This is a genomic window from Rhizobium sp. LEGMi-198b, assembly GCF_054114205.1.
This window is the reverse complement of record NZ_JBSYVH010000001.1, coordinates 371,010-383,952: the sequence shown is the minus strand read 5'-3', so window position 1 is coordinate 383,952 and position 12,943 is coordinate 371,010. Positions and strand designations below refer to the sequence as shown.

The window sequence follows — 12,943 nt, the reverse complement described above, 5'->3', positions numbered from 1 at the left end:
TCGGAGGCAAATCCGCGCGCATCATTACATCGAAATCTGAACCAAAGTTAAAGTCATATCACCGCGCCACTACGATTTGTGATGGCGAGGGAAGTATTTGATCAGGAAGGCCACATCTCATTTCAGATTGAAGGCCGCCTTGATCGCATCGTCGGCTTCCGTTTGCTGCACGACGACACCATACCATCCAAGTCCATCATAGTCTTCATAGCCGAGCGTCTTTGCGTAAGCGACGATGGCGCCGTTATTGTCGTAATAGCTGCCCCGCGCCATGCCCTCGGGATTGGCGAGCGCGAAATGCGAGAACATCAATTTCGGATCGCTGCAGGCGATGACGCGTTTCTTGCCGTCGAGCAGCATAACCACGGTCTTTTCGGCGACCTGTGGCGGTAGGCTGGCCTCCTTGTCGACAATCGCCTGTCCCTGGTTCTGCCAGTCGAAATAGACGCCCAGCGTGCCGATCTGTCGGCCATCTGTTCGTCCGCCTTCCCGAATGCCGGTAGCGTAGACGAGCACATTGCGCCGGTCGTGCAACTCGCTGGGTTTGACTTCGTCGACGATATAGTCGTCACCCGATTGGCAGGCGACGGCTGCCCTGAACCAGGGATCCGCGGCGAGATTGGCGCCCGCGAGCTTGCGCTGGTAGGCGGGATTGGCCGAGGCGATGACATGTCCCTTCATGTCGGTCACGACCAGATCGAGATAGACCGTATAGAAGCGGTTGATGACACCCAGACGTTCGGCGGCGAAGGCCAGGCGTTGCGGCTGCGGGTCCTGAAGCGCCTCCCACAGCGCAGTGTCGGTCGCCCACCAGCGGACGTCGGCGGTGCGCTCGAAGAGATTGCGGACGATGAGCTGCACCAGCGTCTGGGCAGGATCGGTCAACCGAACGCCTTCCATCTCCCCGACCAGCGCTTCGGCCATGCCGCGGGTGACACCGATACGGCCGAGAACGTTATCTTCAAATTTACTCGCGATGTCGGTTGCGATCTGCGCCAGGCGCTGAACCTCGTTGGCGACCACCGCGAAGCCCTTGCCGGTTTCGCCGGCGCGGGCCGCCTCGATGAGCGCGTTGATCGCGAGAAGCTTGATCTGCTTGACGACATTGGTGTTGTCGCTGCTGAATCGCTCCAGATCCTTGCCGATGCCTTCGGTGACGACCCGCATCGAGCGCGGTGTTACCGCACGCTGCTCAGGACGCCGCTCCATCGATTGGGCTGCTGTCATCGAATGAAAACCTCGGAAATAGTAAAGGCTGAAGTAGGCGTTTGAAAATACATGCCGCCGCCGCAGGCATTATTGACCGCGGTGAAATTAAATTGAAGTGCTTATGGTTTTTAAAAGGTTAATGCGGCCGTCAGTTCGGAAACTATACCGTTTTTGGCCCAAAAAAGGTCCCGACGGGCAGCTTCAACGCGCTCAGTCGGCTGTAGACTGCATCCGGCGCCCCGTCGGTTCGCCGCCCCGGACGGGCAGGGGTATGGACTGGAAGTCCGTCTTTTCGATGCGTCCTTCGTTCGGCTTGCGCATGGCGATGCGCCACCCCGCATAGCCGGCATATAGCGCAAAGGCGAGGGCCAGGAACCAGAGAAGGCCGGATGGGCCGGCGAGTTGCATCATCGCGCCGCCGACCAGCGGTCCGGAGACCGTGCCCAGTCCGTAGAGCAGCATGATACCGCTGGAAATGGTGACATATTCATCCGGCGCCGCGCGGTCGTTGGCATGAGCGACATTGAGTGCGTAGATCGGATAGAGCACGGTGCCGATGAAGAAGCCGGCGACATAGAGCGTCAATTGCCCATGCGCGTTGAACAACGTCATGGTGACGCAGGCAAGGATGCCGATAACACCGCAGACGATCATTACGTAGCGGCGGTCCATCTGGTCTGATATGCGGCCGATCGGCATTTGCGACACGGCACCGCCGGCGAGCACGCAGGCGAGCAACGTCGCGCCCTCGGCCGTGTTCATGCCGACATTCTGGGTATAGACGCCGCCAAGGCTGCTCCAGGTGCCGGAGAGGGCGCCCGACAGCAGCGAGCCGACGAAGGCGATCGGCGACAGCCGGTAAAGTTTCGGCAGGTCGAACTTGGCCTGATGGATCGGCGTCGGCGATTTCGCGGTCGATAACGCCGTCGGCAGCATCGCCAGCGCGAAGATAACGCCGCACAGGATGAAGAGGGAGGTATTGCTGGGATCGCCGAGCGGTACCAGATATTGTCCACCGATCGAGCCGACCAGGCAGGTGATCATATAGACCGAGAAGATGGTCGCGCGGTTATCGTTGGTGACCCGCTCGTTCAGCCAGCTTTCGATGATGAGATAGGCGCCGGCGATGCCGAAGCCGCTGATGCAGCGGAAGGCCAGCCAGGCGCGCCAATCGACCATCAACGCGCAGAGCAGAATGCCGATGCTGAGCAGCGAGATCAGGGCGCCAAATACGCGCACATGTCCGACCCGCTGCACGAAACGCGGTGTGATGATGCAGGATATGGTGAAGCCGAAAGTGTAGCCGGTGGCGATCACCGAAATGGTGAAGGTCGACCAGCCTTCCGCCACGGAGCGGATCGGCACGACGAAGTTCATCAAGCCATAGCCGAACATCATCAACAGCGTTGACAACATCAGACTGGCGATCGAGACGAGGCTGGCCAGCATTGGAGCGGGATTCCGGTCGATTGGTTGAAGCAGATGCGCATCGCAAAAACGCATCTTGCTCTATCCCAGCAATGATGCGCGATCAATCGCGACGGCACATGACGCGGGTGGTTGATCTGTGGCCCCTCGTCTTGAATGGTCATTGAAAAAGATGATGGCGAAAGAATGGTTTTAAACTTAAATTATTTGTTTAACTTCTTGCGATATCAGTGTTTTCAGATAACTATAGCATGCTATCGGATATCTGGGGCTTCGATCTGTGACGGCAGGTTTAATCAAAAAATATGAGAACTATTCCTTCCGTTTTGTATTTTAGAAGGGCGCCATAAGGAGGCCCGATTGAGCTTTTCCGTCGAGCAACTTGCTTGCCATCCCGAATTCGTCCCCTCCCTGCGTTTCCTGGCGCAGGCTTTGCGGGATCGCTACGACAGCGGCCCGCGGATCGCACGCCTGTTGGCCTCGCATCAGCGCTGGCTTTTGACCCAGACGGCCTATGCTCTTCATCTCGAATATGATCCGGCCATACCCGGCTCTGGTCTGACCGTCGTCAAGCTTCGCGATGTCATCACGCAATACCGCGTCGCAAGCCGCAACACCGTGCTGAGCTATATCGAGGAACTGCTGACCTATCGCTTCCTCGTTCCCGCCCCTGGCGTTGTCCGGCGTCCGCGCCGTTACGCACCGGCCGAGGTCAGCCACACCGCAATGATCAGTTGGTATCTCGCCAATCTCGCCGCGCTTGACCTGCTGGACAATGGGAACCGCGCCGCGACGCTTGCCGCCCATCCGGTACTGGTCGACGTGGCGCAGCCGCGCATGGCGCGCCGCTGTCTGGAGACGACCGCCTGGCGCGAGCCGCCGGAGCGTGTCGGCTTGTTTCTCTGGACGGAAGCAGGGGGGCTGGTGATGGACCATCTCGTCTCTCGGGTGGACCTGGGTACGGAAGTGGATGGGCGCGTCAATCTCGGCCGCATCGATACGCGGGCAATCGCTGCACAGTTCATGATGTCGCGCACCCATTTGCAGCGCCTTTTGCGCAAGGCTGCCGATGGCGGCAGTCTGGGCTGGTATGACGAACCGAAAAAGACGCACCTTTGGATGTCTCGCGACTTCCTTGACGAATATTGCCGCTGGCAGGCCGTCAAACTGGCTGCCGTGGATGAAGCTTTTGCTTGGGCGCAATCGATGGCGGCGCAGGCGGTTTCGGAACAATGAACCGCAAAAAACGCCGGGCTAGGCCCGGCGTTGCTCTTCATGAAAATCTATTATGAAAATCCGAGACAAAAAAGAGCGGGATCATCGACCTCGCTCTTTCCAAACCTATAAGGGGATGCTTGCCGCCACTGTACGTGCGGGGCTCAGCTCACGCTGATCAGCCTTGCGCAGGCTGCGGGAGCGCTCGAATTCCTCTGCTGCGCGCACCGCGGAGCCGATATGTCCCACGGAATCGAGAAGAGTGAAAAAAGAACGCAAACCTAAAGACACGATGTCACCCCTGAAACAAAATCATACACGATGCTGCCGCGAATTTCGCGGAACTTCATACTCGCTTCGGAATATCAAGCATCTGCAACCTACAAGGCGAAGCCTTGATTTGCCTCAGCTTTTCATTGGTTAGCACTCGCGGAAATCGGCGAATATAGCGGTCGGACGAGCAACCCGAGCGGAGATGCCGGTGCCGCGAGCAGTCATCTGCTCATTGGCGGCAATGCCGAGGCTGCGATGACCATTGGTGGCGCGCACGGGTACGATGACGCGGCGCAGGGTATCAAACCCGCTATGGATAGGACGGAAACGAGCAGTCATGGCCTTGGTTCCTTTCAAATTTCCTCCCAAGACACACCGGATATATTGCAGTGCAGCATTGATTCCGCAATGCACGCGACCGGAAGACTGCCATGCAAAGAATGCATAACAAGTTTCATCTTCCGTTAATATTGGTGAAAAATTAGTCCGAATCTCCGGCGTCGATCCGACTTTTGAAGGTCAAAAGATCGTTCCAGGCCAAGCGCTTATTGATTGGCGCAGTCAACAGTTCCTGGGGATGGAGGCTGGCGATTGCCGGTATCGTCCGGCCGGCTATCGTCACTTCCCGCCATTGTCCGCGCAGGCCGTGAATAGTTTCGTTGCTTTCGAAGAAGTGACGAGCGGTGAAATTGCCGAGAAGCAGCAGGGCTTTCGGCTCCGCGAGCGCGATCTGCCGCTCGATGAAGGGCCGGCATATCTCGACTTCCGGCGCCGACGGCGCACGGTTGCCTGGCGGCCGCCACGGAATGACATTGGTGAGCAGGATGCCGTCGCGCTGCAGACCGATGGCGCCCAGCATCTTGTCAAGCAATTGTCCGATTCGTCCGGCAAAGGGCAGGCCTTCGCGGTCGTCGTCGGCGCTGGGCATCGGGCCGATCACCATGACCCGGCCTTCGGCACTGCCGCTGGCGAAGATGGTCGAGCGTGCGCTGTTTTTCAGATTGCAGCTATTGAACGCTTCCAGCGCGGTCTTGAGTTCGTTCAATGACCGGGCGCTTTCGGCGGCAAATCGGGCCTGTTCGACGGCCTGCTCGTCGGGGATGGCGGGTGCGCTTCGCGGCGACATCGGTGCAGCGACAGGCTGCGCGGCCTGGCGACGTTCCGGCTGCGCCGCGGGTCGTGTCGCAGGCGGTGGTGTCTCGGCACGCGGCTGGGCTGCTGGCCGGGTGCCTTGGCGAGCGGCCTTCATCGCCGCGAATTCGGCAAAGCGATCAACGGCCTCCTCTTCGAGCAGCCATTCGACGCCGGCATCCGCATGAAAATGCAGAAGGGCGGCAAGTTCAGCCGAAGTGAGGTCGTTTGCGGAGATCATGGACGAACTCTAACCAAAGCGGCGGAAGAACGAAAGGGCAGGGTGTCCTTCACCCTCACGCCGTCCACTGGCTGATGTCGTCGCGCTCGCCGATCAAGGCAAGGCCGTGGGCGATCGACAGCAGCTCGCCGCCGGTTTCGATCCGTTCCTGACCGAAGCGTTCGGTAAAGATGCGGCGCACCGCGGGCACGAAAGAGGTGCCGCCGGTGAGGAACACCTTGTCGATGCTCCCCGGCAACGTGTTGGTGGTCGCCAGCACGTCATCCAGCGCGCCTTCGATGCGGGCGAGATCGTCGGCGATCCAGCTTTCGAAATCGCTGCGGCGCACGGTCCTGCGGCCGGCCTTACCGAGCGGCGGGAAGTTGAATTCCGCTTCCTCTTCCGCCGAAAGCGCCATCTTCGTCGCCGACACGGCCTGATAGAGCGGATAGCCCTCATCGTGTTCGACGAGCTCGATAAAGGTTTCGAGCTTTTCCGGCTCTAGGCTGCTGCGCACCAGCGTCTTCAGATCGGCATATTCGCGCGAGGTCTTGAAGATCGATAGCTGGTTCCAGCGGCCGAAATTGGCGTAGTAGGAAGTGGGTACTTCCAGCAGCTTGTCGAAGCTTTTGAACAGGCTGCCTTTGCCGATCGCCGGCGAAACGATGTTATCGATCATCCGGAAGTCGAAATGATCGCCGGCAATGCCGACGCCGGAATGGCCGATCGGGGTCGCCGTCAGCTTTCCGCCATGGGTCTCGAAGCGGATCAGCGAATAGTCGGTGGTGCCGCCACCGAAATCGGCCACCAGCACGGTCGCATCCGTTTTCAGATGCTGGGCGAAATAGAAAGCCGCGGCCACAGGTTCGTAGACATAATGGATTTCCGGAAAGCCGAAGCGCGCCAGCGCCGCGTTATAGCGGGCTGTAGCGAGGGATGCATCCGGATTGGCGCCGGCAAAATGCACCGGCCGTCCTGTGACGATGCGGCCGACATCCGTCGGCCAAGCATCGCCGGCATAGGCGCGCAGCCGGCGCACGAAGATCTCCATCAGATCCTCGAAGGTGTGGCGCTTGGCAAAAACCAGCGTGCCCTGGAAAAGCGCGCTGGCCGCAAAGGTTTTGATCGATTGCAGAAAGCGGCAATCGCCGGGATTGTCGATGAACTGCCGGATGGCGGCATGCCCGGCCTCGACCTTCAGCGCTGCCGCGCCCAGTCCCGGATCCTTCATGAAGGACAGTGCCGTGCGCATGCTGTCGGCGGTGCCGGCAACGCTTGTGAAGGCGACCGATTGTGTCGCCGGGCCATCGGCGAGCGCCAAAACCGTGTTCGTTGTGCCGAAGTCGAAACCAAGCGCCCGAGCCATGCCCGCACTTCCTTCTGCTGAAATTTTTTGGAATGGGGCGATGCCCCTTATGGAACGCGAGACGCGCCCTTGTCGTAAAGAGGGCGCGTCATGGCATGGCTGAACTGTAAGCGCAAGACGTAAGAGAGCATTTGTTTCGCAATGACCTTGTCCGAAAATCGCTTTGCAGTTTTCGCTGCGCGGTCTCGGGTTTTGGATCACACCAAAGTAAAACGGGCGCCGCGAGGCGCCCGTCTGGTATCATTCGGCCGCGATTGCGGTCGGCGTTTCTTCTTCGTGCTGATGCTTTTCCTTGCGCTTGCCAAGACGTCCGACGAAGTCGTTCAGACGGTTCATCTCAAGGAAGATGACCGGCGTGATGAACAGCGTCAGGATCTGCGAGACGACAAGACCGCCGACGACGGCAATACCGAGCGGTTGGCGCAGTTCCGAGCTGGCGCCGCCACCGACGGCGATCGGCAGCGCGCCGAGCAGGGCGCAGAAGGTCGTCATCATGATCGGACGGAAACGGCGAACGCAGGCTTCATGGATCGCTTCCGCAGGCAATATGCCGGGGGTCGATCGAAGCGTCTCCAGCGCCACGTCGATCATCATGATCGCGTTTTTCTTGACGATGCCGATCAGCATCAGCAGACCGATGAGCGCGATGATCGACAGGTCGAAGCCGAAGACCTTCAGGGCAAGCAGTGCGCCGAGAGCGGCGGCCGGCAGGCCGGAAAGAATGGTCAGCGGATGGATGAAGCTCTCGTAGAGAACGCCGAGAACCACATAGATCGTCAGCACGGCGGCAAGGATCAGGTAAGGCGTGCTGCCCTGCGACTGCTGGAAGATCTGGGCGGTACCGCCGTAGGACGTGAAGACGTCCGCCGGCATGTTGAGATCCTTCTTGATCTGCTCGATCTGCGCCGTTGCGTCGCCGAGTGCTTCGCCGGCTGGCAGGTTGAAGGAAACGGTGGTCGAAACGAGCTGGCCGGTCTGGTTGATGGTGACGGGGCCGGTCGTGCGCTGGACATGGGCGAAGTTCGATAGGGGCACCAGGGCTCCGCTTGCGGAAGCAATCTGGATTTCCTGTAGCTTCTGGTCGTCCCAGGGCTTGCTGGTATCGAACTCGACAATCACGTCATAGCTGTCGCCGGTCGACTGGATCTGTGCCGCGGTATAACCGCCGAAGCCTTCTTCCAACGACGTGCGCAACTGATTGTTGTTGATCCCGTATTGTGCGGCCTTTTCGGTATCGACGACGATATTGGCCTGCAATGCATTGTTCTGCTCGTCCGAGGCGACGTCCGTGAAGCGCGGGTCGCGGCGCATCGCATCCTCGATCTTATTGGCCCAGAGATTGGTCTGGTCGGCGCTGAGCGCCTGGACGACGAGCTGATACTGGCTGGCGGTCTGACGGCCACCGAAGCGGAGGCTTTGCTGGGGCGTGATATAGGCCTTCAGGCCGGCAATCTTGCTGATGCTGGCGCGCAGCTCCCGCAGGGTATTGTCCAGCGGCTCCCGCTGATCCTTTGCCTTGAGTTCCACATACATCGTGCCGTTATTAAGCGGCTGACGCGCATTGCCGCCGACGATGGACATGACATGGGCGACGGCCGGATTCTGTTTTACGAGCGCTGCAGCCTGGTTCTGCAGGTCCTGCATCGCCGGATAGGAAATATCCTGGCGGGCCTGCGTCGAGATCGTCAGGCGGCCGATATCTTCCGTCGGGAAGAAGCTCGCCGGCAGGACCATGAAGAGGTATGCCGAGAGGGCAACCGAGCCGAGGAAGCTCAGGAGCACCGTGCCGCGGTGGCGAAGACACCAGGCGACGCCCTTGTCGTAGCCGCGCTGGGTCCAGTCGAAGCCGGCGTTGAAGAGACGCACCGGATAGGGGGGCTCTCCGTGGCCCGCCGACAGGCGCGAGCTGAGCATGGGGGTGACGGTGAGCGATACGATCGCGGAAGACACGATGGCGATGGCGACGACCATGCCGAACTCGTTGAAGATACGGCCGACGACGCCGCCCATCAGCAGGATCGGAATGAACACGGCGATTAGCGAAATCGACATCGATATGATCGTGTAGCTGACTTCCGCCGAGCCCTTGAGCGCCGCCTGCAGCACCGGCATGCCCTCTTCGACATGTCGCAATATGTTCTCGAGCATGACGATGGCGTCGTCCACCACGAGACCGACCGCGAGTGTCAATCCGAGCAGCGAGATATTATCGATGCTGTATCCGAGAATATACATCATGCCGAAGGTCGCGATCAGCGACAGCGGCACGGCGAGGCCGGGTATGATCGTTGCCGTAACGTGACCGGTGAAGAGATAGATGACCAGCACGACGAGGCCGATCGTCAGCATCAGCGTGAATTTGACGTCTGAAATCGCGTCGCGGATCGGCTGAGCCGAATCGTTCATAACGGTCGTCTTCACCGAGGCCGGGATTTCCGCGTGTAGTTGCGGCAGTTTGGCGTTGATGGCGTCGACCACATCGACCGTATTGGCATCCGGCTGGCGCTGGATGGCAAGAATGATCGCCCGCTTGCCGTCATACCAGGAGCCGGCATTGGTATTTTCCACGCTGTCCTGAACGTCCGCGACATCGCTGAGATGGATCGGCGCGCCGTTCGGGTTGGCGATGACAAGCGAACGGAACTCCGCAGCATTGGTGCGCTGCGTATCGGAGTTGATGGTCATGCTCTGCGTATTGTTCTGCAGAGTGCCCACCGGAACCTGGCTGTTGGCGTTGACCAGCGCATTGTTGACAGTATCGATGCCGATGCTGCGGTCCTGCAGCTTGGCGGGATCGACTTCGACGCGCACGGCATAGGTCTGGGCGCCGAACACCGTCACTTCCGCCACGCCGGGAAGAGTGGACAGAGACGGCGAGATGATGTCTTCGGCGATTTCATCAAGCTTGCTGCGCGGCATCGTATCGCTCTGCACGGCCAGCAGCATGACCGGCGCATCGGCCGGGTTAGTCTTGCGATAGCTCGGCGGCACCGTCAGGTTATCGGGCAATTGCCGAGTCGCGTGCGAGATTGCCGCCTGGACGTCAGCCGCAGCGGCGTCGATATCGCGGTTCAGGTCGAACTGCAGCACGATGCTGGTGTTGCCGAGCGAGTTCGTCGAGGAGATTTCGCTGATGCCCGGGATGGTCTCGAACTGCTTGATCAGCGGCGTCGAAACCGAAGTCGCCATGGTCTGCGGCGAAGCGCCTGTTAGCTGCGCAGTGACGTTGATGGTCGGAAAGTCGACCTGCGGCAAGGCGGCAACGGGCACGAGGCGATAGCCCGCCCAGCCTGCCATGACCACCCCCAAGGCCAGAAGCGTCGTCGCGACCGGCCGGCTGATGCAGAAGCTGGGGATCATTGCTGCGCTCCGACAGAGATCGTTTCGGTTTTCTGACCCGACTGATCGTCAGCCGAGGCGACTTTCTGCGGCGTGGCATCGCTGAATTGCTCGTTCACGCTCTGGCCATCGTTCAACTGCACCTGTCCCTCGGTCACGACATGGTCGCCTTCCGAAAGGCCCTTGGCGATCGCAGTGTACCCGCCGTTCTGGCGCGCGACGGTGACCGGCGTCATGTGCACCTTGTTGTCCTTGACGACAAAGGCAAAGAAGCCATCGGGGCCGGGGCTGATCGCAACCGTCGGCGTGACGAGAACAGGCTGGTTGTCGTTGAAGTGTACGACGATGTTGACCGACTGGCCGGGCCAGATGGCGCCGTTGGCATTGTTGAACTTCGCCTTGGCGAGGATCGTGCCGGATGCGGCATCGACCTGGTTGTCATAGAAGCTCATGGCGCCTTGGCGCGACTTGCCCTCAGCCGACCGGGGCACGGTGCTGACGGGAACGGTCCCGGCCTTCATCGCTTCCTCCAGTTCGCGCAGATGGCTCTCCTGCATATGGAATTTCACGTAGATCGGATCGTACTGGGCGATCGATACGATGGCCGTGCCGGGGCTGACATAAGCGCCGACGCTGAGGGTGACATCGCCGAGACGGCCATCATAGGGCGCGCGGATTTCGGTGTGCTCGAGCAGCACCTGATCGGATGCGAGCTGTGCCTTGTCGCCATTGACCGTTGCGGCGGCCGTGTCACGTGCCGCGACGGCCTGGTCTACCGTCTGCTGCGTGCCGGCTCCGTTGAGAAGGGTCTTGGCCCGCGTCAGGGCCGCTTCGGTTTCGGTGAGCGTCGCCTGGTCCTTGATAAGGTTTGCCTGGTCCTTATCGACGGAGGCCTGGGCCGTGCGCGGATCGAGCTTTGCGATCAGGTCACCGGCCTTGATCATGGCGCCATCCTGAGCTTCAATCGAGGTGATGATGCCGGATTCCTGCGCGGCAATCGTCGTCGTGTCTTGCGCATCAGCCCAGCCGGTGGCGGTTACGTCGTTGGGGAGCGTCGTTTTCGTGACTGCTACGGTCTTGACCACCTGGGGCGCGATCTGACGCTTGCCGTGGCCGCCGGCATCCGCTGCCTTGCTGCTATCCTCGGTCTTGGCGGATGCTTTGTCGACCAAAGCGGACATAAAGGGGATACGGTCACGGTAGCTCCAGACTGCAAGAGCTGCGACAACGAGAAGGCCGAGAGAGAGCCAAAATTTCTTCATATTTAAAAACCGGTCGAGGCGAGTTGCAGGAAAATGCGGTGACCTCGAGGTGGGTTTGTTGCAACGCACAAAAGACGCGTTCTGCCATCACCCATCACATCGCCGTTACCGCTAACGTTCGGTATTCTGTCCCTATAACGTGTATTGATGAACGCTAGTTCGCAGTAACCTACCACCTGTTCGACAGGGTGAAAAATTAACAGTTGGAAAGCTTTGCCGGTATGCTTTCGTTTGCAGTGCAATAAATGGCCGAAATGACTATTTTTTGATTGCCGTTCTGTAATAAAAGCGCGGCAATGCTGATCTTTTGCCCTTACCCACCCGGAAACGGGAGGGTTGAAGCCCAATATTAGCCTATCTGTTTCTCACGTAATTGTGTTCGGGCGGACCGCGCCTCCAAAGGCGAAGTCCCTCGTTCGCCGCTTTTGTCCTCAGAGCGAGCGCGCCGCGCCGCCGTCGCAGCGGATCATCGAACCCGTGACATAGCTTGCAGGTTCGCTGCAAAGAAAGGCGGCCGTCGCCGCGAATTCTTCGATCGAGCCGTAGCGGCCGGCGGGAATGCGTTGTTGCCGCTCGGCTTGGATGTCCTCCAGGTTTTTGCCGGTACGTTTGGCCGCTGCGCTGTCAAGGTCGGCCAGCCGGTCGGTGGCGATGCTACCCGGCAACAGCATATTCACGGTAATGCCATGCGCCGCCACCTCGGCGGCCAATGTCTTGCTCCAACCGGCAAGCGCGGGACGCAGCGTATTTGAAAGTGCCAGATTAGGGATCGGTTCGATGATGCCGGAGGAGGCAACGGTCAGGATGCGTCCCCAACCTTGTGCCTTCATGCCGGGAAGCAGCGCATTGGTCAGTGTGATGACCCGCGCCACCATCGATAGGAAATAGGTTTCCAGCCGGTCGGCGGTCATATCTTCCGACGTTCCCGGGGTTGGCCCGCCGGTATTGTTGACGAGGATGTCGAGGCCGCCGAGCTTGTCGGTCACGGCCTTGCTGACGGTCTCGACGAACATCTCGTCGTTGAGATCGGCCCAGATCCAATCGGCCCGACCTTTCCCTTCGGCGTTGATGGCCTTGCAATTGCTCTCCAGCCTCTCGCCGCTGCGGCCGCAAAGCAGGACATTCGCCCCCTCGCGTGCCAGCGCCACGGCAATGCCGTGGCCAAGTCCCTTGGACGAAGCCAGAACCAGTGCCCGCTTTCCTTTGATGCCGAGATCCATCTTGTTCATCCTTTACGCTGCCCGGATATTTCCATGGGTTTTATAGAATGCCGCGAGCGCTTTTTGAAAGCCGATAAACAGCAGGCGAAAGCAGCTAGATATTGACGTTGACGTAAGAGGAATATAATTTCCGGGCCGGTTGTGCGAATTGGAGGATCGGCTGTCGCTTCCCGGCTCGACAATCCTCTCCCGTTTTGACAAGAGATAGCCGAAACGGGAAGACGTCCAAAAAGGGACAAGGCCGCGCGCCACCAATCGGAGCCTGGCCAATGGGAGACAG

9 protein-coding genes are annotated in these 12,943 nt (G+C 59.8%); 1 reads left to right on the top strand and 8 read right to left on the bottom strand.

Features of this window, described 5'->3' with window-relative positions; all coding sequences use genetic code 11:
• Positions 1-117 precede the first annotated feature (117 nt).
• Both ACXHXG_RS01830 and ACXHXG_RS01825 read right to left on the bottom strand, forming a co-directional pair.
• Positions 118-1,227: a methyl-accepting chemotaxis protein gene (locus tag ACXHXG_RS01830; protein ID WP_457898332.1), complete on the bottom strand. Its 1,110-nt coding sequence runs from the start codon at positions 1,225-1,227 to the stop codon at positions 118-120.
• 192 nt (positions 1,228-1,419) lie between these two features.
• Entirely contained in the window at positions 1,420-2,658 is a 1,239-nt protein-coding gene (locus tag ACXHXG_RS01825; protein ID WP_104825032.1) for an MFS transporter, read from the bottom strand.
• 339 nt (positions 2,659-2,997) lie between these two features.
• On the opposite strand from ACXHXG_RS01825, the gene ACXHXG_RS01820 reads away from it, so the two are divergent.
• Entirely contained in the window at positions 2,998-3,873 is an 876-nt protein-coding gene (locus ACXHXG_RS01820) for a hypothetical protein (RefSeq protein ID WP_457898331.1), read from the top strand.
• A gap of 399 nt (positions 3,874-4,272) precedes the next feature.
• Here the strand turns inward: ACXHXG_RS01820 and ACXHXG_RS01815 are convergent, their stop codons facing one another.
• The 6 genes from ACXHXG_RS01815 to ACXHXG_RS01790 all read right to left on the bottom strand — a co-directional run bounded on the left by ACXHXG_RS01815 (position 4,273) and on the right by ACXHXG_RS01790 (position 12,663).
• Positions 4,273-4,464, bottom strand: a complete 192-nt coding sequence (locus ACXHXG_RS01815; protein ID WP_283049669.1) for a hypothetical protein — start codon at positions 4,462-4,464, stop codon at positions 4,273-4,275.
• Positions 4,465-4,606: 142 nt separating this feature from the next.
• Complete coding sequence (locus tag ACXHXG_RS01810) at positions 4,607-5,497, bottom strand: uracil-DNA glycosylase (RefSeq protein ID WP_457898330.1); 891 nt, start codon at positions 5,495-5,497, stop codon at positions 4,607-4,609.
• 55 nt (positions 5,498-5,552) lie between these two features.
• Positions 5,553-6,842, bottom strand: a complete 1,290-nt coding sequence (locus ACXHXG_RS01805) for an Hsp70 family protein (protein WP_283049671.1) — start codon at positions 6,840-6,842, stop codon at positions 5,553-5,555.
• 240 nt (positions 6,843-7,082) lie between these two features.
• Positions 7,083-10,202 carry an efflux RND transporter permease subunit gene (locus tag ACXHXG_RS01800; protein ID WP_457898329.1) on the bottom strand — a complete coding sequence of 1,040 codons (3,120 nt, stop codon included), beginning with the start codon at positions 10,200-10,202 and terminating at the stop codon, positions 7,083-7,085.
• A complete protein-coding gene (locus ACXHXG_RS01795) occupies positions 10,199-11,443 on the bottom strand; it encodes an efflux RND transporter periplasmic adaptor subunit (RefSeq protein ID WP_457898328.1) in 1,245 nt (414 codons plus the stop codon). Before ACXHXG_RS01795 ends, ACXHXG_RS01800 begins: the two co-directional genes overlap by 4 nt.
• Positions 11,444-11,874: 431 nt before the next feature.
• Positions 11,875-12,663, bottom strand: a complete 789-nt coding sequence (locus ACXHXG_RS01790) for an SDR family oxidoreductase (protein WP_283049675.1) — start codon at positions 12,661-12,663, stop codon at positions 11,875-11,877.
• Between the last annotated feature and the right edge of the window lie 280 nt (positions 12,664-12,943).